Annotated in this window: 23 protein-coding genes; 2 read left to right on the top strand and 21 right to left on the bottom strand. The window is 39.9% G+C overall.

The features are described from left to right. Window positions 1-95 precede the first annotated feature (95 nt). Both M4974_RS04305 and M4974_RS04310 read right to left on the bottom strand, forming a co-directional pair. Complete coding sequence (locus M4974_RS04305; protein WP_248715781.1) at window positions 96-1,367, bottom strand: glycoside hydrolase family 32 protein; 1,272 nt, start codon at window positions 1,365-1,367, stop codon at window positions 96-98. 12 nt (window positions 1,368-1,379) lie between these two features. Continuing rightward, entirely contained in the window at window positions 1,380-3,362 is a 1,983-nt protein-coding gene (locus M4974_RS04310; protein WP_248706099.1) for a sucrose-specific PTS transporter subunit IIBC, read from the bottom strand. A 126-nt stretch (window positions 3,363-3,488) separates the two neighbouring features. On the opposite strand from M4974_RS04310, the gene M4974_RS04315 reads away from it, so the two are divergent. Then, window positions 3,489-4,454, top strand: coding sequence for a LacI family DNA-binding transcriptional regulator (locus M4974_RS04315; RefSeq protein WP_248706098.1), 966 nt, complete (start codon window positions 3,489-3,491; stop codon window positions 4,452-4,454). Between the two features lie 42 nt (window positions 4,455-4,496). On the opposite strand, the gene M4974_RS04320 is transcribed toward M4974_RS04315, so the two are convergent. The 15 genes from M4974_RS04320 to M4974_RS04390 form a co-directional block, all read right to left on the bottom strand. Next, window positions 4,497-4,757, bottom strand: coding sequence for an SWEET family sugar transporter (locus M4974_RS04320; protein WP_248706097.1), 261 nt, complete (start codon window positions 4,755-4,757; stop codon window positions 4,497-4,499). A gap of 439 nt (window positions 4,758-5,196) precedes the next feature. Continuing rightward, window positions 5,197-6,495, bottom strand: a complete 1,299-nt coding sequence (locus tag M4974_RS04325) for a hypothetical protein (RefSeq protein WP_248706096.1) — start codon at window positions 6,493-6,495, stop codon at window positions 5,197-5,199. A gap of 80 nt (window positions 6,496-6,575) precedes the next feature. Continuing rightward, window positions 6,576-7,070 carry a methylated-DNA--[protein]-cysteine S-methyltransferase gene (locus M4974_RS04330; RefSeq protein WP_248706095.1) on the bottom strand — a complete coding sequence of 165 codons (495 nt, stop codon included), beginning with the start codon at window positions 7,068-7,070 and terminating at the stop codon, window positions 6,576-6,578. 51 nt (window positions 7,071-7,121) lie between these two features. Then, a complete protein-coding gene (adhP, locus tag M4974_RS04335; protein WP_089937618.1) occupies window positions 7,122-8,174 on the bottom strand; it encodes an alcohol dehydrogenase AdhP in 1,053 nt (350 codons plus the stop codon). A gap of 75 nt (window positions 8,175-8,249) precedes the next feature. Further along, window positions 8,250-8,885, bottom strand: a complete 636-nt coding sequence (locus M4974_RS04340; RefSeq protein WP_248706094.1) for an ECF transporter S component — start codon at window positions 8,883-8,885, stop codon at window positions 8,250-8,252. Window positions 8,886-8,981: 96 nt separating this feature from the next. Beyond that, window positions 8,982-9,515, bottom strand: a complete 534-nt coding sequence (locus M4974_RS04345) for a PadR family transcriptional regulator (RefSeq protein WP_248715782.1) — start codon at window positions 9,513-9,515, stop codon at window positions 8,982-8,984. Between the two features lie 33 nt (window positions 9,516-9,548). Then, window positions 9,549-11,078, bottom strand: a complete 1,530-nt coding sequence (locus M4974_RS04350) for a DHA2 family efflux MFS transporter permease subunit (protein ID WP_248706092.1) — start codon at window positions 11,076-11,078, stop codon at window positions 9,549-9,551. Between the two features lie 105 nt (window positions 11,079-11,183). Further along, window positions 11,184-11,525, bottom strand: coding sequence for a hypothetical protein (locus M4974_RS04355; protein WP_248706091.1), 342 nt, complete (start codon window positions 11,523-11,525; stop codon window positions 11,184-11,186). A 59-nt stretch (window positions 11,526-11,584) separates the two neighbouring features. After that, a complete protein-coding gene (locus M4974_RS04360; protein WP_248715783.1) occupies window positions 11,585-13,009 on the bottom strand; it encodes a PH domain-containing protein in 1,425 nt (474 codons plus the stop codon). Next, complete coding sequence (locus M4974_RS04365; RefSeq protein ID WP_248706089.1) at window positions 12,999-13,466, bottom strand: PH domain-containing protein; 468 nt, start codon at window positions 13,464-13,466, stop codon at window positions 12,999-13,001. The genes M4974_RS04360 and M4974_RS04365 overlap by 11 nt, the downstream gene beginning before the upstream one ends. A gap of 113 nt (window positions 13,467-13,579) precedes the next feature. Further along, the gene (locus M4974_RS04370) at window positions 13,580-15,463 is read right to left on the bottom strand and encodes a carbohydrate-binding domain-containing protein (protein WP_248706088.1); all 1,884 of its coding nucleotides are present in this window, start codon (window positions 15,461-15,463) and stop codon (window positions 13,580-13,582) included. A 126-nt stretch (window positions 15,464-15,589) separates the two neighbouring features. Beyond that, complete coding sequence (locus M4974_RS04375; protein ID WP_248715784.1) at window positions 15,590-16,498, bottom strand: phytoene/squalene synthase family protein; 909 nt, start codon at window positions 16,496-16,498, stop codon at window positions 15,590-15,592. Continuing rightward, entirely contained in the window at window positions 16,452-17,975 is a 1,524-nt protein-coding gene (locus M4974_RS04380) for a phytoene desaturase family protein (RefSeq protein ID WP_248715785.1), read from the bottom strand. Before M4974_RS04380 ends, M4974_RS04375 begins: the two co-directional genes overlap by 47 nt. A 109-nt stretch (window positions 17,976-18,084) precedes the next feature. Then, on the bottom strand, window positions 18,085-19,500 hold the full coding sequence (locus M4974_RS04385) for an aspartate ammonia-lyase (protein ID WP_248706085.1): 1,416 nt from the start codon (window positions 19,498-19,500) through the stop codon (window positions 18,085-18,087). A gap of 79 nt (window positions 19,501-19,579) precedes the next feature. Next, a complete protein-coding gene (locus tag M4974_RS04390; RefSeq protein ID WP_248706084.1) occupies window positions 19,580-20,911 on the bottom strand; it encodes an amino acid permease in 1,332 nt (443 codons plus the stop codon). 113 nt (window positions 20,912-21,024) lie between these two features. On the opposite strand from M4974_RS04390, the gene M4974_RS04395 reads away from it, so the two are divergent. Then, window positions 21,025-21,897, top strand: a complete 873-nt coding sequence (locus M4974_RS04395) for a LysR family transcriptional regulator (RefSeq protein ID WP_248706083.1) — start codon at window positions 21,025-21,027, stop codon at window positions 21,895-21,897. Window positions 21,898-21,930: 33 nt separating this feature from the next. On the opposite strand, the gene M4974_RS04400 is transcribed toward M4974_RS04395, so the two are convergent. The 4 genes from M4974_RS04400 to M4974_RS04415 form a co-directional block, all read right to left on the bottom strand. Next, entirely contained in the window at window positions 21,931-23,916 is a 1,986-nt protein-coding gene (locus M4974_RS04400; RefSeq protein ID WP_248706082.1) for an ABC transporter ATP-binding protein/permease, read from the bottom strand. Window positions 23,917-24,097: 181 nt separating this feature from the next. Next, window positions 24,098-25,012 carry an aldo/keto reductase gene (locus M4974_RS04405; protein WP_248706081.1) on the bottom strand — a complete coding sequence of 305 codons (915 nt, stop codon included), beginning with the start codon at window positions 25,010-25,012 and terminating at the stop codon, window positions 24,098-24,100. A gap of 73 nt (window positions 25,013-25,085) precedes the next feature. After that, window positions 25,086-25,823 carry a 3-oxoacyl-ACP reductase gene (locus M4974_RS04410; protein WP_248706080.1) on the bottom strand — a complete coding sequence of 246 codons (738 nt, stop codon included), beginning with the start codon at window positions 25,821-25,823 and terminating at the stop codon, window positions 25,086-25,088. Continuing rightward, a complete protein-coding gene (locus M4974_RS04415; protein ID WP_248706079.1) occupies window positions 25,820-26,374 on the bottom strand; it encodes a QueT transporter family protein in 555 nt (184 codons plus the stop codon). The genes M4974_RS04410 and M4974_RS04415 overlap by 4 nt, the downstream gene beginning before the upstream one ends. Window positions 26,375-26,412: the final 38 nt, after the last annotated feature.

Here is a 26,412-nt window from a genome sequence, read left to right on the forward strand (position 1 = left end):
AACTACAAGAATAGGACATATCGACTAGTTTGTAAAACATATTAGCAGACAATTAAAAACTAGCCGCCTAAAATTTAGAACAGCTAGTTTTATATTTAGCCAAACCAGCGACCTGTCATCACATTTAATCCATCTTGGGTATAGATTTCAATCACATCGTGATCAACCATAAGGAGTAACTGGTCAACCTTCCCCTGCATTTGACGATGACCAATTTCACCGGATTCCCACTGACGACGCTCAAAATGGAGGATGGAGCCTCGCTTTTTCAATTCAGCATTTCGTCCCAATTTTAAAGTCCAGTCAGCAGACATATCAATAGTATATTGGCCTGGTTGTAAACTATCTTCAAAGTTAGTCAACGGTTTTGGATCTAAAATTTCTGCAATTGGTTGCTGGACTAACTTGTGCTCAGCATTCAAATGTAATTCCCGTGGCAAACTCAAGGTATGCACCCAATTTTGCTTAGCAATCGTCGGCACTTCAGCCTCACGCTTGGGCGGCATCATGCCCACCCAGCCCCACATAATTTTACGATTATTAGGTGCCAACATGCTCTGCGGCGCATAAAATTCAAAACCATCATCGACCTCGTAAAAATCGCCTTGTACTTCAAAATACGCCTTTTCTTCGTCAAAACGGCCGACCACGTAACCAGTGTTATGAATATTTTGAAAACGATGTTGCATTAAATCAGCGGGTAATCCTTGCGGTGAAAACATCAAAACTTGTTTTCCATCGACCTCAATCAAATCCGGACATTCTAGCATATAGCCACGAATATCACGAAGTTGATCCCCTAACAAAGAACCCCTAAAGGTCCACTCTGTCAAATCAACTGACTCATAAATAATAATGTCGCCAACTTGATCATCGTGTTGAGCCCCCAAGATTAAGAAGTAATGACCATTTTTTCCTTGCCAAACCATCGGATCACGCACATCTTTAGTAAAACCGTCCGGATGAGGAAAAAGTTGACCTAATTTTTCAAAATGAATTCCGTCATCACTGACGGCCCACATTTGTGTTGATTTAACACTTTGACCTTGAGCATTCCGCACATTCCCAGTATAAAAAAGATATAGGCGATCATCTTTTACCAAAGCTGTCCCAGAATAAATTCCAGCGCTATCTAAATCTGGCATAGATGGTCTTAAAGCAGGCTCAACTCGTTGCCAAGTCTGCAAATCATCTGAAATGAAGTGCCCCCACTCTTTGTATTTATGGGTACACCCCTTAGGATTCCACTGATAAAAAACATGATATTTACCTTTGAAGTAAACTAAGCCATTCGGATCATTTAATAGACCAACTTCTGGATACAAATGATCGTCTTCATAGGCTATCGAATCATTTTTTACTAACATAGGAAACTCCTTTTAGGACTTAGCAGCATCGTCTTTGGGGATGGCCGTTAAAATAACTTGATTAGTTGCCACCTGACGACCGTAATCTTGATCGGCAATGACCCGGTCAAATTCATTTGTATTTGTAATTATAACCATAGTTGTGACAGGATAACCAGCTTCTTGAATGATTTTAGTATCAAAAGTACCTAACAAATCACCTTGTTTAACGTGTTGTCCTTGGCTAACCTGGCTTTCAAAACCCTTACCAGCCAAGTTAACAGTATCAATCCCGACGTGAATCAAAACCTCCACGCCATCTTCTGTTTTCATGCCATAAGCATGCTTGGTATCGTAGGCGACGGTAATTTCACCATCTGCCGGTGCAATAATCTGATTACCGCTAGGCTCAATGGCAATACCAGTACCCATCATACCCGTCGAGAAAACTGGATCCTTAACGGTACTAATGTCAATCAATTCACCAGCAACCGGTGCATCAACTGAATAACCAGTTTCGATTTCTACTGAATCTTTAGTTGCATCATCAACTGGGACACTCGTAGCGCTATCAGTTGGAGCCGTTTGCCCATTAATCGCAGCCAAATGTTGACGACCGTAAACCAAGGTAATACTAAAGGCTAGGACAAAACTAACTACAACTGCTAAGAAGAAACCACCCCATTTAGTTGGCGGAATCGCAATAAAGCCAATCACGCCCGCTGGACCTAGCGACGATGACAAAACGTGGAAGAGTCCCATCACCAAACTAGCAACTCCAGAAGCACCTAGGGCAATAAAAAATGGAAACTTATACTTCAAATTAACACCAAACAACGCTGGTTCAGTAATTCCTAACATGGCTGAGGCACCGGCTGAAGATGAAAGCGCCCGTAATTTTTCATTACCCTTGCCTAAGAAGTACATGGCAAAAGTTGCAGCTCCTTGGGCCACATTAGCACAGGTTGCAATTGGAAAAATAAAATCACCACCGGTTTTTGAAATATTAGCTAATAATTGAGTTTCAATTGCTGGAAAACTTTGGTGTAAACCGGTAATAACAATCGCTGAATAAAATGATCCAAAGATGGCATAACCAATAAAGCCAAAGGTCGTAACCATCCAAGTTAAGCCGTCAGTTAGGCCATTAGAGACAATTCGCAAAATTGGGCCGACAATTGTAAAGGTAACAAAACCAGTAATTAGAATTGCTAACATCGGTGTAAAGGTAAAATCGACGGCACCCTTTAAGTGCTTATGGAAGAATTTTTCCAAGGTAGCTAAAATAAAGGCCACCCCAATCACAGGCAAGACCTGTCCTTGATAACCAGCTTGGGCAACATGTAGACCGAATAAATCCCAAGTGGGCATTTTACCACTAGCTATTACTTCAGCCACTTTGTAGCCATTAATCAAATCAGGCATTACCAGCATCATGCCGGCTGCGGCACCCAAAATTTCACTACCACCGAAACGCCGTGTGGCTGTAATTCCAATCAAAATCGGCAAAAAAGCAAATGGTGCGGCAGCCATTAAGTTGACCATCTGAGCCAATCCAGTAATTTGAGGATACATTGCTACCAAAGATTTCGTTCCAAAAATACCAGCAGCGGTTAACACGTTATTTAAGGCCATTAATAAACCACCAGCAACCAAGGCTGGAATTAATGGCACAAAGATGTCAGATAGCACCTTAATCAAGGCCATTAGAGGATTAGGCTTACCATTTTGAGCAGCAACTTTCTTCAAATCGTCAGTTGTCGCTGATTTAACTCCAGTCAACTTAACAAATTCGTCGTAAACCTTATTAACATCTCCCGGGCCCACAATAATTTGATATTGCCCATCGGCATTAAAGGTCCCCTTTAAATCAGGATCATCATCAAGGGCTTGTTGGTCGATATTTTTTACATCCTTTAGTACCAAACGTAACCGCGTGGCACAGTGAGCTGCAGCCACAACGTTCTCGGGATGGACAGCTGCGGCAATCCGCTGCGCTACCTCATTATGCTTCATATTCCTCTCCTTTGTATATCCGGTTTTCAGGAACCGGTTCTAGTTCTGCTTATAGTGTAACCGCTTACAATAAAATTCGCAAGTTTTTATTATTGTCAGGCAATATTCTGATATGATAAAGCTATTATGGAAAAGAAAGTTACAATTCAAGACATTGCCCGTCAGGCGAAAGTAGCCAAAAGTACGGTTTCTCGTTATTTAAACGGCGGCTCGGTTAGTCCCCAAACGCGACGTAAAATTGATGAGATTGTCCGTAAAAATCAATATATTCCCAATACCTTTGCCCAAGGACTCAAGCAGGAAAAAAATCGCACGATTGGTGTGATTGTGCCCCGACTGGATTCAATGGCGCAAGTAGAAATGTTACGTGGATTGGATTCAGCTAATCAAAACGATACTTTTTTGATTGCCAATATTTATCAAGACCCAATTCGTGAGTTAGCCGCAATTAAGAAGTTCATTGCCCAAAAAGTGGCTGGCCTGATTATTTTAACGGCCAATCTAACCGAAGAAATCCGTCAGACCCTCCTTGACGCCGACATACCAGTCGTTTTACAGGGACAAGATGAACCGGATTTTGCTCGCGTCATGATGGACGACCAACAGGCTGGGAAGATTGTCGGCCAATATATCCAAACCCTATCACCCAAAAACGTTTTAATTCTAAATGTTGATCAAAAACTAGATTGGGCGATTGGTTATGAACGTTTTCAAGGTGTAAAAGCTGCTTTAGCCAATATTTCTCATCACGAAGTTATTACAACTTTTAAACGGCAAACCGCTAAATTAGATGCCGCTAAAGCGATGGGTAAACAACATTATGACTTAGTAATTGGTGCTACTGATGCGATTGCCGTAGGTGCCATGCAGGCTGGTTTTGAGTTAAATCAACACCCCTACTACCTTGGTTTTGGTCAATCAGTTTATAGCGAAATTGTGTCACCAGAACTTACCAGCTTTGAATTTAATTTCTTTGAAACTGGTGAACAGATTTATGACCTCTTCCAAAAAATTCGTAACGAAGCCAATATTCGACCCGTAAAAATTGTAATTCCTGGTCAATTAATTAGACGAGCATCAACTAAAAAGTAAACAACAAAAAACTGATAGCTTTTTGCTATCAGTTTTTGTTGCTTATAGAGCTGTAAGAGCAGTAATCAGGCCTAAAACTACACCTAAGGCATTGGGAATAATCAAAATGTAATCTTTTTTGGGAGAGTTCGTTAACCCGTATAAGACCCAAATTAAACATGAAACCGCGGCAACCAAAGGCTGATAAGGTTGCGCTTTATCTCCAGCTAAGTTTGAAAAAATTTGTGGAATATAGGCTAAAAAAACAAAAATTCCAATGAAGGCCCCAATGGAACCAATGACAACGTGAAACTTATCTTTCATTTGTGTGAATTTCCAATCATGTTACGTTTTTAATATACCGTCTATTATAACAGATTTTAAGGCAATTTTATGAAAAGCTGACAAACATCGTAGTTAAAATTTGTTTACCCTAGCCTTATTCAAGCATGAGCTTGAAATGTCGATACTATTGGGAAGAAAGCGCTTTCTATTTAATTGGATTGTAACCATTCAATTTGTCCATCAACGATGGAAGGATTAGGTTCGACTGGACGTGTTGCTTTTTTAGCATTTTTCATGCCCATTCCCATGTCCCTTAACTTAACTCTGTATTCAAGCTGGTCAACGTGTGATAACCATTTCCAGCAATCATCTGAAATGGTTTGTTGTGGGTATGAAAGGTTTTCTCAAAAATCAAAGAGTGAACCAATAATTAATTTTTTATTTAGTAAATTCGTAGGTAAGCAACCGAACAACAAAATTAATGTTCAACCACGTAATCATCAACTATCTTTCCAGCTTCCCTATCTCGCACAAATATACGAACCTCATCACTGCCGTCTTCCATGGCGTAGACAACTTCTTGAGGAGCTGTCAACTGCTGAATAACATTATCCGCAATTGTACCGACTTCTTGACCAAAAACAGGCTGTGTAAGCGCATCAAATTGATCATCAAGATCTAGCGTCAGTTTTTCCTTTTCATCTTCTATATTCTTTTGATAATTTTCAGCATGACTGCGAACTTTTTTAGCCGCTTTAAATGGCAAATGACCGGCAACTTCAGTTAATTTATTGAAAGCCCCATCGGTAACATCACCGATGCTGTCAGTCTTGGTTACCATTGTTAACGCCTTATCGACAACCGGAGTACGAACTTTTTCAACATAGGTTTTAGCATTGTTTACAAAGCTCAATTCATACTGCTCTTTGAAAGCATTGACTCGCTCCTCAATTACGACAGGTTCTTCGCCACGTTTTACCATTGACGCAATAATTGTCAAACGCACTAACCACGACAACGAATCAGCATAATAGGCCACTTTAAAGAACTGCATGTATTCACTAGCAGCCACTTTTTGCATCATAGCCTTCACCCGTCCTTGGTCATTAAATCCCTTGACCTTAACTAAATCAGTTACATCACTTTGATCTAATAGAATTTTATATTGATGATAAACATTTTGGGCTTCGTTCGCCATTGTTACTAATTCGTTCAGATTAGCATCTGAAATGTTGGCCTGTTTTGTAATCGCCTTAATTCGTTCGTCGATTGTCAGCAACTGTCCCATTTTTTCAGCATGCATAATGTCGACTACAGCGTTTAATTTATCAGTAATGACATCCAATTTTTCATTAATTTCTTGGAACTGTTCTTTAACAACCATTGTGGTCATCATAATCAATGGCACTGCAGGATTACTAACAGTCCCCGCCATAGTTATCCCATTTACGGGTGTAAAACCACTATGTCCTATAATTTTACCCCCGACACTTTGAACAGCAGTTCCGACACCACCATTATTAAAATGCATAAGCGCTGAAGGATCCATAGCATTTGTAAATAATTGTTGTCCAATATCTGCAGTCATTGCCACAGATTGAGTTGAATTTGTCGAAGCAAATGCGCCTGCTACGGCTAGAGTACCATCAGACAACACTTCACGATATTTACCCTGTTCTAATTCAGCTGGTTGTGTACGCATTAAATTAAGTTCATCGCCAACCGTGTTTCGTAAAATTAAAGCATCTAATTGATTTGTTTGTGGTTGATTTTCCATAATCTTCTCCTAAAATTGTAAACAACATACCTACAATTATCACATAGAAATCAATAAATTAGCAGTTCAATTTAATATTTTCACAATTTTACTTGCTGTGCCTCAAAATCCAACAACCACTTCTTTCGTTCCAATCCACCAGCGTAACCAGTTAAAGAACCGTCAGAACCGACAATTCGATGACATGGCACAATCAATAGAATAGGATTATGGCCAACAGCGCCCCCGACTGCTTGGCTAAGATTTTTAGGCTCTGGTACATCGGCTTGCAAAGCCTGTGATATATCACCATAACTAATGTGTTTCCCGTAAGGGACTTGAGCAACCACCGCTAAGACTCGTTGACGAAAATTAGTGACTGCTAAGTCTAAAGGGACAATAACCGCATTAGGATCTTTTCCAGCAAAATATAAATCTAACCACTGAATGGTTGCTTTAATTGGTCTAGTTAACTGCTGTTTTTCGACAATTTTCTGATCTGATTTTTGATCAACAAAATATAGTGCCGTTAAATAATTACCCTTACTGGTCATGCCAGTGATTCCCAGTGGTGATTGATACTCGTAATACGCCATCTTATCTCCAAAATAAAAACTCCAGTTAAACTGGAGTTTTATTAATTAATCTTACAACTTAGTAAAGTCTACTACTTTACGACCAGTAATCTTACTGTTCTTCATGTCATCAATGGCATCGTTTAGATCAGCAAAGTCAATCGTTTCAACAATTGGCTTTACCTTACCTTCAGCACCAAACTGAAAGGCTTCCTTCAAATCCTCACGAGTTCCAACCAAAGAACCACGAACTTCAATACCATCCAAAACCGTCTTAGCAATGTTTAATGACATGTCTCCTTGAGGAAGAGCAACCGCTACCAACTTACCCTTGGTCCGCAAAACGTTAACCGCTTGTGAAAAGGCCGCATCATTAACCGCTGTAACTTGAGCGTTGTGCACCCCACCAGTCGCTTCATTAATCTTAGCCACAACATCATCAGTATGGTAATTGGCCAAAACTTCAGCTCCAGCAGCCTTGGCAGCTGCTAACTTATCAGGATTACCATCAGCTACGGCCACATGGGCATTAAAGACATTATGAGCATACTGAACAGCCAAGTTTCCCAAACCACCAGCACCGTGAACTGATACCCACTGACCAGGCTTGGTTTCCCCAACCTTCAAGGCCTTATACATAGTCACCCCAGCACAAGTAATTGAAGTAGCTTCGACTGGATCTAAGCCTTCAGGCACCTTAACGGCATATTTAGCATCAACAACGGCTTGCTGAGACATAGCTCCGTCAATGGTGTAGCCGGAGTTCAAAGCTTTACGACAGAAAGTTTCGTTACCAGTCACACAGTAATCACAAACACCACAACCAGAATAGAACCAAGCAATCGATACTCGGTCACCAATCTTCAAATACTGATCAGCGCCTTCACCCAGCTTAGAAACAATCCCGACACCTTCGTGGCCAATCACGCGGCGGAAATTCCCGTTACGTTGTCCTAGTGTATTTGGATCCCCAAAATCACCAGCAGCACAATGCAAGTCTGTGTGACACAAACCAACATATTCAAGATCAACTAACGCATCTCCAAAGCCTAAAGCTCGGGGTTGCCAGTCATCAATCAAGTCAACATAACCATCATTTTTACTTCTTACTACAGCTGCCTTCATGTCTAAATACCATTTCCTTTACATTTTTTACAAGCCCATTATAGGCTTTTTATGTGATAATGTAAACAAGATAAATTAGCGATTGTCCTGTTGAACAATTTTCATCAGAATTCCCGTCACCGCTGCAGTAACGAACGCAGCCAATACTCCTTCAGCCAACCCGTTAGTAAAGACAATTCCTAAAATAAATTGATCAATATTGTGCAAAGTTTGCCCTAGAGCTTGAGCATATTGTTGGCGGAAGAGTAATTCAATTAATCCCATCACCATAATAGTGTCCATAAAAGAGGCAATGAAACCAGTCAGGGCCAAAGATAGCGTTTGCTTTTTCTGACCGAAAGCACGTTGTAATCCTTGAAAAATATAGGCTGGCACAATGCCAATAATCACTCGGGGCACAATGGCAATAATAACCGCCAACCAGCTCCCATGATTTGTGCCAATAACTGGCACAAACGGTGAAAAAATAAAACCCAAAATTGTAGGTGCCATGGTCGAATGAATTAAACTAGCTAAACCAAAGATTAAACCCAAAAGAGCTCCTCGTTTGGGCCCTAACAAAATTCCACCAATAATAACTGGAATATGAATAGTAGTCGCATTAATTGGTCCTACGGGAACTAAGCCCAAGGGGGTAAAACTCAACAAAATAATAATCGCCGCAAAAATAGCGGTCACTACCATTGATTGAATATTTTTAGATCTTTGCATTTGATTCTCCCAAAATTTTTATCTAATAAATTCTAGAATAACAAACTAGCAATTAAGAACACAAGTTGCTAATTTTCAATAAGAAAAACCACTGAACTAGTCAGTGGTTGCTGGATATGCCAATAACGCTTCTTGTAAAACTTTTAGAGTTGATGTGTAATAAGCCACACCATAATCATAGGTAATTTTTTGAACCGGTGTCATGCCCTGTTCTTCCCAAAGTGTTAGTTGAGAAGTTAAACGGGTTAATTTAGCCTCTTTTCGTTGAATTTCTTCTTGAATAAAATCATGAATATCAGTAGCACTGAGGTATTGACTAAAGTAAAGGCGCATTAAGAAATCGGATTTAAAGGTTTCATCATCAGTTGGCGTTACAATGGCCTTTTGAAAAGCAATTTGTCCAGCGGGCGTGATAGCAAAAATATTTTTATTGGGCTTACCGGTTTGAGTAATTTGCTGGCTAGTTACCAAACCATCCTGACTTAATTTCTTCAAAGTTGGATAAATCATGCCATAACTACCATCGAAAAAATGAGCCAACTGATTTTGTAAGATTTCGTTAATTTCATAACCAGTATGTGGACCATCAGCCAAAATCCCTAAAATTATTTCGCGTCCCTTTAGTGCCATTTTTTACCCCCTGAACTTTCTAAAAATTATACACTATTTTCTTTTTAAAAAGAGAGCAACTACACCACCTAAAAGTACAAATGGCAAGGAAACCAAGTACAATTTTTCAAAAGCCTGCCGTAAATAAGCTTGCGTATGCTTTTCGATAGCAGTTATGCAATTAGCTAACGAATTGGGTAATTGGCTAGTATCACTTTTGATAAATTGCGTTGCTTCTAATCTATGCTCGACTTCACCTAATATACGTTGGCTTTCCACTTTAGGAAGCGCTAGCTGGGCCACCGATTCTTGGGCATAGTGGCGACTGTTTGCCCGAGCTATATCCAAATTTGCGTATAATCCGGTCACAAAGATTGCCACTGCTAACATAATTCCCACCTGTCTTAAAACGCCGGTAACGCTTTGAGAAGCAGTTAATAATCGACCTTGTAAATGTCCGGCCGCAATCACTAAAATTGGCCCCGTTACGATTCCATAACCCATACCAACAGTAAAATCAGCCCAAATCGACTGGCTCTGACTGGTCAAGGCCGTGTGCCCTAACCAATAAAAACCAATCGCCATCATAATAAAGCCAAACACTAAGATATATTTACCGGGCACACGATTTAAAGCAAACCCAGCAATGGGTGAAAAGATAAAAATAGCTAGTGAAATCGGTGCGACTAACAAGGCTGCATGTAAGGAATCATAGCTGGTAATATTAGTAAAATAAGTTGGCAAAATGACAGTCGTAGCTACCAAAAATAGGTTGCTCAAAATCACGACTCCCGCTGCAATTGAAAAATTACGATCCTTGAATAATGACAGCGGCACCATCGGATTACTGCTCTTACTTTCAACCAGTAAAAAGAGGGCAAAGGCCAGTAGACAAACCACAAAACACATTACTGTTGGCACTGATAACCAGCCCCAGCTACGTCCTTGCATCATCCCCAATGATAAAGTCGTTAAAGTAATAATACTCAAAATTGCCCCAGTGGCGTCTAAGGATTGACGAGTTTCTTTAGCTTGGTGCAAATTCAGATTTAAGATACCCAAAATCAGCATCACAATCGTAATGGGAACATTGATTAAGAAAATCCAACGCCACGATAGAAACTGCGTAACTAGCCCACCAACAGTTGGACCAAGAGCCGCCGCCAATCCTTGCGTAATACCTAGTAGAGCAATAATCCCAGTCCGTTGCTTCACATCAACTAACTTAATGCCTAGGGTCATAGATAAAGGAAATACTAAAGCCGCCCCCATACTTTGAATGGCTCGGCCAACTAATAAAATAGTTAGGTTATTAGCCGCAGCTGAAAGAGTTGATCCAACCCCAAACAAGCTCACACCAATGAGAAAACCACGATGCGTGCCAAAAATTTCTGCCAGACGAGTTAAAGGAATTGTCAAAGCCGCAAAAATAATAAGATAAACATTTAAAGCCCAGGATAAATCATCTAAACCAACGCCCAGATGCTGACTGATATTGGGCAAACTCACATTCATAATGGTGGTATCTAGCATACAAATAAAAATACCGAGGACACAAAGTGTAATCAAAATTCCCTTTTTCATTTGATTATGCTCCTTTTATATTAATACAGTTAATATAAACAATATGAATATAATAGTCAAATAAAAGTCATAAAAAAAAGCGATTGTTTAATCGCTTTGTAATATTTAGTAAAAACCAGCACTTTGAGCAGCCCGCCAACCGTCTATAATTTGGTCACTATGATAATAGGCCTGTGTTACAAACCAAATGGCCAATAAAATTAGCAAAAACTTTCTGGCTGAATGCCAATTAATTAATACGTTTTTCTGTAACTGATTTGTCCAAGCCCAGGTAACCAAGAGTGCCACCCAAAAATTGTTACCAAACTGATTTAAAAGCATATCATGCGTGGCAATATTCATGATTAATTGATACGAAAGTAAGGTTAACCAAGTCAAGCCAAAGAATTTCAAACTAAAGTATCGATCGTCTCTTTGCAAATAGTTACTGAATTTCTCCCTATTCATAGTGAACCTCCTGATATTGCTTTCCTTAGTTAGATTATAAACCTTTCAGCCTGACTCCATCAAACATATTCCCGATACCACTTAAAAATAGCTTCAACTTCCTGGGTTGGTAAGTAACGATACCGTAAACGTAAAACCTGATTGCCGCTCCGAACACTCACAATCAAATTGGCTCGTTTGGTCCAGACCATTAATAAAGAGACATCAACTGACATACTTTGAATCTCGTGCCAGCCAATCAGGGCGGTATCATTAGTTAATTGACGAGCTGTTCGCAAGGCTAAATGCCCATCATCATACCTATTAACCCCAGTATAGTAGCCCTTATACCAGCCAAAGATAATCGCTAAGATTACCAGTGGCATCAAAGCTACCCAGTACCAAAATCCGTGATAAAAAATTGCCATAGCCATGGCTACAATACCCACACCGACTAAGGCATTACGAACAAACAACCAAGAAGTATACCAATCTCCTTTGTTAATAATTGGCGCTTGTTCAGGCGGATAGTCTAAGAATTCTTTTAACACTGAGTAAACCTTATCTTGACTGATAACTGGAATCAAAGTCACCCGTTTTTGTTCATCACTTTTCGTTGCATCAGCGATTAAATCTAATTCAACTGTCACTAAACCAAAAATTTGACGAAAAATATTTTGGCGAATATGAATTGATTGAATCCGATTAATCGATACATGGAGAATACTTTTTTGAATTAAACCTCTTTGTACAGTCAATAAATTATCTTGGCGTAACACCATAAAGCCGTAAAACCGCAACATTACACGGACTAAATTAACGACCACCAAGCTCAATATAATCACATTTAAAACGATTAGAATCGCCACTAGCCCATAATGGCTAACATGGTCAACAAGCGTGTCACTAGCATTACTAATGATATCCGTCAAACCTAAATGATTAGATATAACTAAAATAAATAAAAACTGACCCAAAATGTCAGGATTTGTCATAGCATAGAGAGCTAATTCTTTAAATCCAATTTTATACTCGGTTGATTTTTTCATTTCTTTAACTGGTTCTACCGGCAACTGAGTCAAATCAGTCGGTTCAGAACTGTTAAAGTCAAGCAACATCCGGACCACATTAGATACAGCTAAGAGAGTCACTTCTCTTTGATCTTTTTCCTTAGCACCTGTATCAACGATCAAAGTTTCCACTCCAAATGGTTCTAGGAAAAACCACTGACGACGCTGCAAATTTTGAATTTGTTTGTATGGTATGTGCCGTTGCTGTTTGATAATAACCCCAGAATTAACAATTAATTCCTTATCGGTCATTTCATAAGTAAAACAATAATAGTCTAAACCGGCCCACATAAGAAGAACTATCGGTAATATAAGCCATATCTGCCAGTACTGACGCAGGAATACAAAACCAAACACAGCCGGTAAGAAGTCACGAAAAAGAAAGCCTACCTTGATTAATAAAGCAAACGGGTGTAGATGTTGCTTATTGATCATTACGAGCCTCCCGTGCTAGAGCCATAACTTGATCTTTTAAAGTCACAGCTTGTTCGTGACTCAAGGCCTCGATGGTATGGTTGGAACCACCCGTGGCGACCGTTATACGATATAACTGTTGAAAACGCAATAAAGGGCCTTGCTGTAAATCAACATTTTGCACCCGGGCAATTGGAATCGCACTAAAGCGACGCCAGAAAAAACCCTTTTTAATTTCAACTTCAGTAGGATAAACGGCGTACTGATAAACCGCATAACGGTAGGGAATTAAGGCTAATTCCACCACAAAAATTACTAGGGAAATCGTGACCCAAATTATGATACCCCAATCGGGTAACCACGACCACCATAAATGTTGAGCAAGAAAATAGGCCCCTAGAATTACTAGGTTACCCATTAAATTAATGATACTCATCATAAACCAAATACGTTTAATTGATTTTGGAAGGTGCTTCATCTTCTCTCCTTGGTGAACACTTTTATTTTTTCACAATCACTAAATATTTTACTATAGCTGTTCCAATGAGAACACTTTTTCACATAAAAAAAGACCAATTGTTGGTCTTTAATTTACTTTTTGGGTTGTTTAACTTTCCAAAAGGCTAGGATAACCGCAGCCTGGGCGGCAAGTGCGGCAATGATTCCTGCAATTCCCAGATTAGTACTAGCATCATTATCACTAGTTTTTGGCAAAGCCCCCTGACTACTAGTCGTAATTTTTGACGGACTTACCGTCTGCTTATTTGTTAAAAATTCAGATTGATAACGAACACTTCCCTGATTAAAACGATTGTCATCATTTAAGGTTGTCACTTGTGTACTGGTGCTAATCAATCCAGAATGGTTATTACTTTCCCAATTTGAGTGCAATAGCTGGTTAGCCATTGGAATAGGTTGAACATCTGTACCATTCGTCTCAGTCATTGGTTCTTGCTGATTTTCAGTCCGATTTGGGAAGCCACCCTGGCCGCCCATCGGTGGCCTACCATTACCTATCCCATCCATTGGACCACCTTCTCCAGTCATACCAGAGCCGCCACCTTGACCAGCAACTACATCAGTTGTTGTACCATTCACAGCCACCTGATAAGTTTGTCCAGCTGTTAATCCCGGCATTGACAGATTAAGGTAAGTAGCCGCTTGTGGGGATGAAAGTTGTTTAAGAGTCTGACCATTTTGAGCAATAGTAATGGTGTCACCAGCACTTACCTTACCAATTTTGACATAACTTTGACTGGATGTCTGGGCATTGGGTGTTCCTTCCGTGCCAGTACCACCCCACAGCACCGTACCACCAGTAAAGCTAATGGTCCCATCCCCATCAATGGCACCATTATCTGGGGTTGAATCAATCATTGAAATTACATTTCCACCAGCAATATTAATGTCTCCATTGGAGTCCAAACCATCTCCACCACCATGCAAAATTAAATTACCACCATTAATATTAATAGCCTGTGGATTCGTCGAACCTGCATCGTATTTAGTTTGATCAAGTTGGGCATTAATAATGTCATCACTAGCATTTAAATTCAAGTTTCCACCGTTGATGGTTACAATTTCACCTTCTAAAGCTTCATATGACTTAGTCACATTTAAATTACCGGAATTAACCGTTAACGTTCCATCGGCAGAAACGCCATTCATGGTTGAACTAATGTTCAAAGTGCCATCCCCGTTTAAGGCGAGATTGCCATTGGCATAAATGGCCCCATTCGGATTAATTGTATCTAAACTCTCCTCGTTTTCTACTGGCACAGAAGTTGTAATTGTATTAGTACCAAGTGAGGTAATCGTCAAATTACCAAATTGCTTAGCATTGATAACTGCACCCAACTGATTAGTTAAGTCTACGTTATTCAAAACTATCGTAACAGCAGCATCCACAGGGGCATTGACAACAATTTGAGCATCGCTAGCACTGCCAGATACTTGATAAGTACCTGCCTGGTTAATCGTGACGGTATTGTCTTGGACACTTGCCTGGTTACTACCAACTTGGGTTTGATCTTGATTGAAAGTGATATTAGTTTGACTGCTGATTGAATCTGCACCTATAGCCGTTGAATTAGGTGTGGCAGTACTATTGTCAGAAGCGACTTGTGTCACTGTCGATTCAGTTGAACTTACTGTTAGGGACTGTTGACTAGTTGAATCCAGCACTTTTGTTGCTGTTTGACTATTGGTACTTTGTACCTGGTTAAGCTCACTTTGACTGGTGCTAGTTTGATTTTGACTAGTTGTGCTTTGATCAGTTTGACTAGTGCTTGTACTGTTATTTACGGTATTTGTCATCTTTACGCTTGGGATACTAGTATCGGCATTGGCCTGTAAATCAAATTGACTTAAACCACCAACAACCGCTACTGTCGCAGCTGCAAATAACCACTGCTTGCCGGCCTTGTACATTTTGTAATTACGGGTCTTTGAATTAGTGTTTAGGGATGATGTCATTTAATCGTCCTCGCTTTTTAATTTTTTATTTTTAACTGCCACTTGATTAGTTATCTTGGGCATGTATTTATAATAAAAATTTAAAGTAAAAAAACGATTAAGTGAAAATGAAATCAAAATTAAAAACTAGTCAAAAGCATTCTGTGTCTGTTTTAAAATTTGTAATTTTTCCCATTGATTAAGATAGGTGCGTTTTTTCAATACTTGATAATTATTAGCGATGATTTTATCTAAGATACCGCGATAAATATTACTGGCTAAGGCCAAGACTTTACCGGTCTGTGCTTCGTTTAATTGTTCTATCAAAATGGGTAATTGATTGTAGTAACTTTGGGCTTGCCGGGCTTCATCTACCAATAATTGACGTAAATTTGATGTTACGCCCCGAGCCAACAGATCTTTAGGTTCTATACGATACTGTGCTAATAAATCTTTTGGTAGATATACTCGGCCCGCCTGTGCATCTTCTTTTACATCCCGCAAAATATTAGTTAATTGCATGGCCTGCCCAATTTTAATGACCAACTCCGAATCATAAGTCAATTGGTTTTCCGTTAAAATTGGCATTAACATCAGCCCGACCGTCCCGGCCACCTGGTAGCAATACTGATCTAAGTCAGCTTGGGTATTGATCGGCAAACTCGCCCAGTCATGTTGCTGGCCTGCCCACATATCGTCTAACCAGGTGAATTTAATTTCATATAAATCAAAAATTAAGCGCAAAGCCTGCCAGAGTGGCTTTTTTGAAGTATCCCCTTTTTTAAAAGTAGTCCATTCTTGGGTTAATATTTGGTAAGCCTGCTCATCATGAGCATCGACGGCATCGTCTAATTCACGTAAAAAATGATAAAGCACATAAACACTTAAGGCCTGATGTTTGGGTAATCGTGAGAAGGTAAAATAAAAGGAACTGGAATTTTTTTGAATACTAGTCCGACTGGGCTCAAAAAGATTAGCATTCTCTAAAATTACTTGCGCTCGGTCCGTACTATTCACTAAGTGACCTCGACTTCCCCGCTGGTAATGGTAAATCACGCATGACTTCCTTGGCCGCCAATTCACCTGAAGTCAACACAATCGGTACCCCGGCACCCGGATGCGCACTTGCGCCAGCAAAATAAAGTTTTTGAGCATAGGGATACTTATTATGAGGTCGGAAATAGTTGCTTTGCAGCAAGGTTGGCTTCAATCCAAAAGTTGCCCCATAGGCTGAATTAAACTCTGACTTAAAATCATCGGGGGTGTAAATTTGCTGATAATCAATATGATTGAGCAAATCAGGCAGATCTAGCTCACTGGCCAAACGACTAAAGACTTTCTGACTAAAGTCTTTAGTCTGTTGTTCATTCCAACCATCAAAATCCTTTAGATTAGGAACCGGTGCCAAAATATAGAGAGAGGAATGGCCATCAGGCGCCATGGAACCGTCAACCTTACTAGGGTAATAAGCATAAAATGACGGATCATCGGGTAAAATTCCTTTTTCCAATTCATCAATATTTTTAAAGAAATCTTCAGCCATCCGCAGATTGTGAACATTCAAATGGTCATATTGACGATCAAGGCCCAGATAAATCACCATGCAAGAGATGGCATAATCCATTTGATTAATCTTTTCAATTTGATAACGCCGTGGTTTAACCCCAGCTTGGTCAGGAATTAAATGGTTCATCGCATATGGAAAATCAGCATTCATCACGACAACATCATAGTCATGCTTAACTCCAGCAATCATGATTCCATCTGCATTTTTATTGGTAAAGGTCACTGATTCAATCGCTGTATTAAGATGAATTTGGCCACCTAATTCTTTAAAACGGCGTTCCAACGCCTGTGCATAAGAGTACATGCCACCTTGAATATACCAAACGCCGTATAAGAGTTCGATCATAGGAATGATGTTATAAATGGACGGTCCATTGAAAGGAGAAATTCCAATATAAAGAGTTTGAAAGGCTAATAATTTTATCAGATCTTCAGATTCTAGATATTTTTTCAACGATTGATATGACGATGAAAAAGTTTTTAAGCGAAAGGCCTGAAGTAATGTTTTAGGATTCCAAAAATTCCAAGGACTACGAAAGGAACGGGCAATAAAATGTTCCTTAGCTAAATCATAACGCTGATAAATATCACTTAAATAAGTTAAGAATCCGGCCATATCTTGACTGGAAACCCCTTCATAGGTTTTAGTAATGTCAACTAAATCCGACGATAGGGGGCGATCCTTCTTACCCGCCAAATAGACATCCATAAAGGGATTCAGACGGCTCATTTGAAAATAATCATCTGGATTAACCCCACTATCACTAAAAACCTGACGATATATTTCTGGCATCATGACAATTGTAGGTCCGACATCGAAACGGTATTTGCCCGTATCAATGCGGCCCATCTTGCCACCAATGTAACTATTTTTTTCAAATAAATCGACCTGATAGCCGGCCGCTTGCAAATATATAGCAGCCGATAATCCACCCACCCCAGCACCGACAACGGCTAATTTAGTCATTAAAATTCTCCTTTTCAATAAAAGTTTATCTTCATATAATAGCATATTCACTATATAGAAACTTTTTACTGAACAAATAAAAAAACGTGCATCAACACGTTTTTTTAGATTACTTATCAAAAATTAATCCATGACCGTTTTGACGGCCATTTTTAACTAAACGTTCAACATTAAAAATTTCTTTCATTTGGTTCGGACTAAACCAACCTGAATTTTCAGCTAACTCATGCAGTGATTGTCCATTTTTTAGCGATTGCTTTGCCAAATCAGCCGCCTTTTGATAACCAACCAAGGGCACCATGGCGGTTGCAAAGCTAATCGAAAAATGAACATCAGCCTGAAGTTGTTCCTTATTAGCGACCAAGCCTTCGATGGCATTCACCCTAAAGGTTGCCATCACAGCAGTTAAATGTTCAATCCCCGTAAACAAACTCTTAAAAATAATTGGTTCGAAAGCATTTAACTCCAACTGTCCACCACCAACAGCAGCAGTAATAGTTGCATCAAAACCGATTACCTCAAAGGCCACCTGACTAACTACTTCCGGAATCACAGGGTTAACTTTACCAGGCATAATCGACGACCCCGCCTGTTTAGCCGGTAAATTAATCTCATGTAAACCTGACCGAGGGCCAGAACTCATTAAGCGCAAATCGGCAGCAATCTTAGATAGATTAGTAGCCAAACTTTTCAAAGCCGCCGACAGGGCCAAAAAGCCATCTAAATTTGAAGTTGCATCAAATAAATCATCAGCTTGACGGAGTGGTAAACCAGTAATTTCAACCAGATTCTCAATAATATGTTCTTGATAATATCGACTGACGTTAATTCCAGACCCAATTGCTGAACCACCTAAATTTAAGGTATAAAGACCAGCTTGGGCCTGAATAACTCGCTTTAAATCTCGTTGTAAAGCAACCAACCAGGCGTGAAAAGTATTACCTAAAGCCATTGGCACAGCATCTTGTAGCTGAGTCCGCCCCATCTTATAGGTTTGAGCATTCACTTCAGCCTGGTGTGCTAAAGCATCAATTAAAGCCTCTAACTCAGCCAACAAGGGCTGCAAATTACGAATGAAGGCAATTTTACCCGCACTAGGATAGGTATCATTAGTACTCTGACCCATATTGACGTGGTCGTTCGGATGTACTCGTTGATACGCACCCTTAGGCTCATCTAGAAATGATAAAGCTGTGTTAGCAACCACCTCGTTGACATTCATATTAGTACTGGTACCAGCGCCACCTTGAATATCACCAATTGGAAAATCAGCTGAATCAATTGGATGGTTTAACAATTCTTGGCAGGCTTGTTCAATTAACTGACCAATATCACCAGCCAAAGTCCCCCCCGCAACATTAGTTTTAGCAGCAGCTAGCTTGATTTCAATCAAAGCAGCTATTACAGCTGGATTAGTAGTTGTTTGGGAAATAGGGAAGTTATTCAAAGCCCGCTGGGTATGAATACCGTATCGAGCCTCATCAGGAACGGCTAACGAGCCCAGTGAATCCGTTTCAATGCGCATATAATATCTCCTTGACTGTCGGATATTATACGCTCCTTAATCGGGACATCTCAGAAATAAGTTAGCTTTTATGACACTCCTATTTTTTGATTTTCATGAGGCTGATGACATATAGCACCACAAACCAAACAACCGCTATCAAAGTAGTCATCATGGTTGCCGGCGTAAAGAGTAGAATCAAGAAAATCATGAACAAAAAGGCAATGGTCAGGAAGTTTAGGTAAGGAGCAAAAGGTAAACGGAAGTAGTGCTTACCCTTTTGGTAATTTTTAGATTTACGGAACTTGAGGTGCGTAATCATCAAACTACCATAGATGACTAGAAAAGTGGCTGAAGCCGTAGCTGTCACCAAACTAAAGGCATCGTTAGGGAAAATAAAGTTCAGAATGATAACTAACCCGATTAATAGGGCTGAAAAATTAATCGCCCGCATCGGAATGGCATGTTTATTTAACTTAGAGAAAGGTCCCTGCCCTTCTGATAGAGAATATAACATCCGACCAGTCGTAAAGAGTGAACTGTTCAAGGATGAAGCCGCAGCCGTTAACACAACAAAATTAATTATCCCAGCGGCACTAGCAATCCCAATTCCAGAAAACACTTGGACGAAAGGTGACATCTTACCACTGTAGTCACTCCAAGGTTGAATCGTCATAATAGCGGCCAAAGCACCAATATAGAAAATTAAAATTCGAACCACAATTGAATTAACAGCCTTAGGAATTGTCTCCAAAGGATCTTTAGTTTCGGCAGCAGTAATACCGACAAATTCAACCCCTAAAAAGGCGAAGAAAGCCATCTGAAAGGCTGCCAAAAGTTCATGCCCATGATGGGCAACCAGCCCATGACTCCATAGTGTAGAAAAATGGGTTACGCCAACTGAGGTTTTAACCTGGAAGATAGCCATCACAAAACCAACCACAATCATGGCAATAATGGCAGTAATCTTAATCATTGAAAACCAAAATTCAGTTTCCCCAAAAGCCTCAACCGCAGTAACGTTAATGAGATACAAAACTGCTAAAAAGGCAAATTCCCAAATCCAAATTGGCATATTAGGAAACCAAAAATGCATGTAATTACCAATCGCCGTCAACTCCGCCATGGCGATGATAATCCACCCTAGCCAGTAGGTCCAGCCTAAAATAAATCCCGCTCTGGGTCCTAGATACTCCTCCATAAAATCAATAAAAACCGGTTTTGAGGAATCCGATACTAAGAGCTCCCCCAGGGCACGCATCATGGCAAAAATAAAAAATCCAGTGATGATATATATCAAAAGGATTGCTGGTCCAGCCTTTTGAATGGAATCACCAGCTCCTAAGAAAAGTCCAGTTCCGATTGTTCCACCTAAGGCAATCATACTAACATGTCGTTTTGATAAATTTCGGGCTAATTTCTGTTCAGCCATAAGTACTCTCCAATATTTGTATTTATTACTATTTTTAGCTTATACTGCTAGATACAATAAGTAAAACTCATTTTTTTCAATTTAAAGTGAGTTTTTTTCAAGTAAGGACTCTTATGAAAACTTCTTCTTATGAAATTTTTGCCGCAGTGGCTGAATTATCCTCATTTCAAAAGGCAGCTCAACGTTTAAATGTCACTCCCAGTGCGGTTAGCCACGCTATTACTCAATTAGAAAGTCGACTAGGTTTGTCTTTGATTATTCGTAATCGCTCAGAAATGGCACTAACGCAAGACGCCCAGGCGCTTTTACCAATCGTCGAGCGTTTGTTAAATGAGGAACGACAAATACTGAATTTAGCTGATCATTTACGAGGCCTGCGTGGTGGTAAAATTACCATCGGAGCCTTTAGCAGTGTCTGCATTAATTGGCTCCCAAGTATTATTCGTGACTTTTCGCAGGAATATCCCGATGTCGAAATTGCCATTGTACAAGCTAGCTTTGCTGAAATTCAACGGGATGTTCGGTTGGGAAAAATCGACATTGGCTTCACTACTCTGCCGGTGACAGATGCATTGGCCGTTTTCTCTTTGATAAAAGACGAAATTCAATGTGTCACACAAGAAGATTTTACGCCACTCAATGGTCACTCAATTAGTAAGCAAGATTTAATTGATCAGCATTTTATTTTGCAAAAAAGCGATTATGATCAAGATACCAAAGCGGCTTTGGATTATTACAATGTTCATTTAAATGCTATTAATTTCTCGATTGATGATCAATCAATTATTGCCCTAGTTGAAGCTGGTTTAGGACTGGGTATTTTGCCCAAATTAGCTCTGAAAAAATTATCCGGAAACGTTCGCGTCTATCCCTTTGAAAAATCTTATTATCGAGAATTGGGCCTGATTATTAACCACAGTCAATTAGCCGTCCCAGCTGTAGCAGCTATGAAAAAAACTATTTTAAACAATATCAATCCACAATAAAAGGACCTGCCAAATATGGTAAGTCCTTTTAACTTAGTTAGATGCTAAGGCATCAATAGTATTCAAATGAGCTGCCTGTCGAGAAGGCACATAACTAGCAATCCAAGCAATCAAGATACTCATGATTGCAGCCAGAATAATATCTCCAGTTGAAATCTGAACGATATTGTAACTAATCATACTATGCAAAGCAGCATTCATCGCTACTTGAATCAACAAAGCCATGATAATTGCCAAAACAGCGGCAATAATACCCATTAGTAGTGCTTCATTAGTAAAGAGTGAGCGAATATCTTTGGCCCGAGCACCCAATGCCCTTAGCACACCAATTTCTTGGGTACGTTCGGCTACTGACATATAGGTCGTCACAATAATCATGATGGCTGAAACAATCAAGGAAATACCAGCAATCGCTGCCAAAACCTTTGAGGCTAGACTCGTAATAGTGTTGATTTGAGTCAAAGTGTCCCCTACCGACTGAACATTAAAGATTTGATGCTTATTAGCATCCTGTAACTTTTTAATGTCTTGGGTTACTTGTTTAACATTAGTCGTTGCATCAACATGAACAGGCACAGAATTATAAGCCGTTTGTCCACCGGCATTAATCAATTGATTCTTAATAGTTTCAGCAGTAGTAGCATTAATACCGCTGTCAGCCTTAGTAATACCGACAACCTTGGCAGTTCCAGTAACAGCTACAGCGTTTCCAACTTTATCAGTTACAGAATAATTAATAGTTACTGTTTGACCAATGACTGACTTCCAATTGCTATTAATTTTTTTAGCAAAGGACTGGTCAATCACAATCTCGCCATCCTTGGTTGGCTTATGACCGGCCTTAATCATGTTATCTTGAAAGGCTGGTGTCCAAGTAAAAATAGAACCAGTCTTCTTTTGTTCGCCAACCGTGAAGCTAACGCCGCTAAACTGATAACCAGGATAAACCTTACTAACATGGTTAATTTTAGAAAGTTTAGCAAGGTTTTCATCACTAATGACAGTGGCATTATAGTCATCTTGTAGGGCTTGTGAAAGCGCATTTTGCTCATCTTCATCAGACGCATTATTGTCCGTTGAAATTCGCTTGGTGACAGTTGGATAATTAGGATTAATAGTGTCCGTAACCTGTTTGCTAATATATCCCTTAACCCCACTACCAAGACCTAAGAAGAGAATCACAGCCCCTAAACCAATAGAGGATCCTAGAATAATTAAAAAATTTTGGAGTTTTTTAAATTTCAAGTGGTCAAAGGCCATGTCCCAAAGGGTCCGACGAGATAGGGGCCGAGACTTAACCCCACGATTACGTTCATATTGATGGGAAGAATATGGTTTCTTGAGCTGTTCTTGTTGATCAATATGTCCGTCTTCCATATGCACAATCCGAGTACCATAATTGGCTACATCTTGTGAATGGGTAACAACAATCACCAACTTACCTTCGCGAGCAATTTGATCTAGTAATTCCAACACTTCATTGGTATTACCGGAATCCAAGGCACCCGTTGGTTCATCAGCAATCATAATATCAGGATCACCTGCTAGGGCTCGAGCAATGGCTACTCGTTGCTTTTGTCCTCCTGATAGTTGCGATGGATATTTATTGATATGCCCTTCTAAGCCAACTTTTTTTAAAAGTTCAATGGCTTGTTGTTTCCGTTGACTACCTGACAGGCTAGTCATGTTCAATGATGTTTCGACATTTTCTAGATTAGTTTGGTAGTTAATCAAATTGAAACTTTGAAAAATATAACCAATTGTTTTCCGACGATAAAGATCTAAGGCCTTTTCTTGTTCATGATCAAGAACCTCTCCGTCAACCGTCACCGTCCCACTAAAACGACGGTCTAGTCCCCCGATGATATTCATTAAAGTGGTTTTACCACCACCCGATTCACCTAGAATCGAAACAAATTCACCCTTATTAAAGGACAGATTAATTCCCTTTAAAACTGGAAATTCTTCACGACCCAAAAAATATGATTTATATATGTCTTGAAGCTCCAAAAATGCCATGTATATTTCGCCTCCTATTGGCTAAAAATCCGCGTTTTAACAGACCTGAAAGGTACTGTCCATATGTCTGCTACTATACGTACAACCAACCAGAAAGTCAACTTAAACAGGCATATCTTATTACTTTTTCGACATGTTTAACCGATATAAAAAAGCCCTTTACAGGACTTTTAAAGATTCATCATTTAGGTAAATATTCGGAACGGTCATCCCAACTATCTACACTATCGGCAAAGGCCTGTTGACGATGCGGCGTGTGCCAGGCAAAATCTTCATACCAAAGGCTACGTTTCTCTTGATTTAGTTGTTGGATAGCCAACATTTCAGACTCGGATAATTCAAAATCATCTAGCATGGTATTAGCAATAATCCGCTCTTCGTGAACCGATTTTGGAATAGTGATTAAGCCCATCTGATAGTTAAAGCGCAAAATCACTTGAGCACTCGTCTTATCATGTTTTTGAGCAATTTCAAGAATTGTCGGATTGTTTAGGGCTTGCCCACCACCTAGTGGTGACCAAGCTTCCATGGACATGCCAATGGCATTCATATAGCCTATTAATTCTTCTTCTTGCACCAAGGGATTAAATTCCATTTGGTTCACCTGGGGCATGATGTCAGTATGGTCTAGTAAGTCTTGCAAGCAACTAATATCAAAATTAGAAACGCCAATCGCACGCACTCGGCCTTCACGGTAGAGCTTTTCCATGGCCCGCCAGGTATCAATATATTTACCATCCACAGGCCAATGAATTAGATATAAGTCTAAATAAGTTAACCGTAATTCTTTTAACTGTTCCTCAAAGGCACGCAAGGTTGACTCATAACCTTGATCACCATTGTAAACTTTAGTCGTAATAAACAAATCCTTACGATTAAGATGATTGTCTTTTAAGGCCTTTTGAATTCCAACTCCAACGCCCGGCTGATTACCATACTGTTTGGCGGTATCAATTAAACGATAACCATTCCTGATTGCACTTTGAACCGCATCAGAAGCTTCCGTGTTTGAACTCTTCCAAACACCCAGTCCTAAGACCGGAATTTCTACACCGTTGCTAAGTGTCATTGTTTGGTTTAATACGCGCTCTACCATAATTACCATCCTTTCACTGCATCAAATGTTATGTTCAGTGTAAGACATGCTTGACTGACTTTCAAATTATTTTCTAATGTCCCAGTGACCACCCACCGTCAATGGGCACGACTACCCCATTTAAATAATCAGCTTGTGGACTAGTTAAATATAAAGTTAAATCGGCTACCTCTTGGGGTTTGGCCCAACGACGGGCGGGTGTTTGATTGGCAACTTGTCGAGCCATGTCACCATTACCCGCAAAATCAGCTGCATTCATCGGGGTTTCAATTGCTCCTGGCGCAATCGCATTGGCATGAATACCCTGACTAGCATAATCCAGAGCTAGTTGTTTGGTATAGCCAACAATAGCATGTTTACTAGTGGTGTATGCTGCCCCACCACCTCCAGCAATCAAACCAGCAATGGAGGCCATATTAACAATATGACCACGCTGCTGGGCTAACATTCCTGGTAAACAGGCATTGGTCAGCAAATACATAGGCGTAACATTCGTTGCCCAAACATCCTGCCATAACTGCCAATCGGTGGCTAAAGTCGGTTGAAAGCCATCTAATATTCCGGCAGTGTTTAAGAGAATATTAAAGGTACATTCAGCCACCAATTCAGCCGCTAAAGATTGCAACTGCTGATGATTACGTAAATCAATTTGAATTGCATGCAAATTGGGGTGACTGAGCGGAATAGTCTGCTGATCTAATGCCCAAACCTGAGCCCCAGTCGATAAATAAGTCTCTAATTGAGAAAAACCGATGCCAGACGCGGCACCGGTTAATAAAATATTTTTATTTTGATAATTTTGTTCAATCATTTGCTAAGATTTACCACTTTTTCCAAGGCAAAGATAACGATACCACCGACGATTAAGGAAGCTAGTTCGCCAGGCAGAACCATCAAGTAAAAAGATAACCACTGCCCTAAAATGTTAGCATGTAGATCTGCTGGAGCACTGGCACCGGCAGCATGAATATTAAAAGCAAAGGTAAACTCAGCGGCTAAAATAGCCATACCAATCGTAGAAATAATCAGGGTACTGATTGCTAACTTGGCTAAGGTACTTTTGACTGAACGGCTAAAATAATAGGTTAAGCTAGTCATGATAACCGTTCCCAAAGTACCAAATACCCAGTCAATCCAGCCAAGGGGTGATAGGAAGTTGGAAATTAATACCCCGAGTCCCAAAGCGATGATATAGCGCTTATTCCAAGCGGCCAGATGGTTTAATCCTTCTGATAAACGGAGTTGGACGGGGCCAAAGCTAAACGGGGCAACTACCGTGGTAATGGCCACATATAAAGCGGCAACAATTGCTGTTACTGTTAAATTATAAGTCTGTGAACGACCTTGTTCCTGAGAATTCATGCTTTTCTCTCCTAGTTTTTTTAGAGCGGGATGGTTGA

The organism is Convivina praedatoris, assembly GCF_933208495.1.
Lineage (GTDB): Bacteria > Bacillota > Bacilli > Lactobacillales > Lactobacillaceae > Convivina > Convivina praedatoris.

What these genes read in the sequence shown, in the direction of transcription:
- M4974_RS04325 (WP_248706096.1), bottom strand. Translation starts at nt 6,495, where the DNA reads ATGGAAAATCAACCACAAACAAATCAATTAGATGCTTTAATTTTACGA.
- M4974_RS04400 (WP_248706082.1), bottom strand. Translation starts at nt 23,916, where the DNA reads ATGGCATTTTTGGAGCTTCAAGACATATATAAATCATATTTTTTGGGT.
- M4974_RS04345 (WP_248715782.1), bottom strand. Translation starts at nt 9,515, where the DNA reads ATGGCACTAAAGGGACGCGAAATAATTTTAGGGATTTTGGCTGATGGT.
- M4974_RS04380 (WP_248715785.1), bottom strand. Translation starts at nt 17,975, where the DNA reads ATGACTAAATTAGCCGTTGTCGGTGCTGGGGTGGGTGGATTATCGGCT.
- M4974_RS04405 (WP_248706081.1), bottom strand. Translation starts at nt 25,012, where the DNA reads ATGGTAGAGCGCGTATTAAACCAAACAATGACACTTAGCAACGGTGTA.
- M4974_RS04365 (WP_248706089.1), bottom strand. Translation starts at nt 13,466, where the DNA reads ATGAAGCACCTTCCAAAATCAATTAAACGTATTTGGTTTATGATGAGT.
- M4974_RS04395 (WP_248706083.1), top strand. Translation starts at nt 21,025, where the DNA reads ATGAAAACTTCTTCTTATGAAATTTTTGCCGCAGTGGCTGAATTATCC.
- adhP (WP_089937618.1), bottom strand. Translation starts at nt 8,174, where the DNA reads ATGAAGGCAGCTGTAGTAAGAAGTAAAAATGATGGTTATGTTGACTTG.
- M4974_RS04330 (WP_248706095.1), bottom strand. Translation starts at nt 7,070, where the DNA reads ATGGCGTATTACGAGTATCAATCACCACTGGGAATCACTGGCATGACC.
- M4974_RS04315 (WP_248706098.1), top strand. Translation starts at nt 3,489, where the DNA reads ATGGAAAAGAAAGTTACAATTCAAGACATTGCCCGTCAGGCGAAAGTA.
- M4974_RS04385 (WP_248706085.1), bottom strand. Translation starts at nt 19,500, where the DNA reads ATGCGCATTGAAACGGATTCACTGGGCTCGTTAGCCGTTCCTGATGAG.
- M4974_RS04350 (WP_248706092.1), bottom strand. Translation starts at nt 11,078, where the DNA reads ATGAAAAAGGGAATTTTGATTACACTTTGTGTCCTCGGTATTTTTATT.
- M4974_RS04310 (WP_248706099.1), bottom strand. Translation starts at nt 3,362, where the DNA reads ATGAAGCATAATGAGGTAGCGCAGCGGATTGCCGCAGCTGTCCATCCC.
- M4974_RS04340 (WP_248706094.1), bottom strand. Translation starts at nt 8,885, where the DNA reads ATGCAAAGATCTAAAAATATTCAATCAATGGTAGTGACCGCTATTTTT.
- M4974_RS04415 (WP_248706079.1), bottom strand. Translation starts at nt 26,374, where the DNA reads ATGAATTCTCAGGAACAAGGTCGTTCACAGACTTATAATTTAACAGTA.
- M4974_RS04360 (WP_248715783.1), bottom strand. Translation starts at nt 13,009, where the DNA reads ATGATCAATAAGCAACATCTACACCCGTTTGCTTTATTAATCAAGGTA.
- M4974_RS04410 (WP_248706080.1), bottom strand. Translation starts at nt 25,823, where the DNA reads ATGATTGAACAAAATTATCAAAATAAAAATATTTTATTAACCGGTGCC.
- M4974_RS04305 (WP_248715781.1), bottom strand. Translation starts at nt 1,367, where the DNA reads ATGTTAGTAAAAAATGATTCGATAGCCTATGAAGACGATCATTTGTAT.
- M4974_RS04390 (WP_248706084.1), bottom strand. Translation starts at nt 20,911, where the DNA reads ATGGCTGAACAGAAATTAGCCCGAAATTTATCAAAACGACATGTTAGT.
- M4974_RS04320 (WP_248706097.1), bottom strand. Translation starts at nt 4,757, where the DNA reads ATGAAAGATAAGTTTCACGTTGTCATTGGTTCCATTGGGGCCTTCATT.
- M4974_RS04355 (WP_248706091.1), bottom strand. Translation starts at nt 11,525, where the DNA reads ATGAATAGGGAGAAATTCAGTAACTATTTGCAAAGAGACGATCGATAC.
- M4974_RS04370 (WP_248706088.1), bottom strand. Translation starts at nt 15,463, where the DNA reads ATGACATCATCCCTAAACACTAATTCAAAGACCCGTAATTACAAAATG.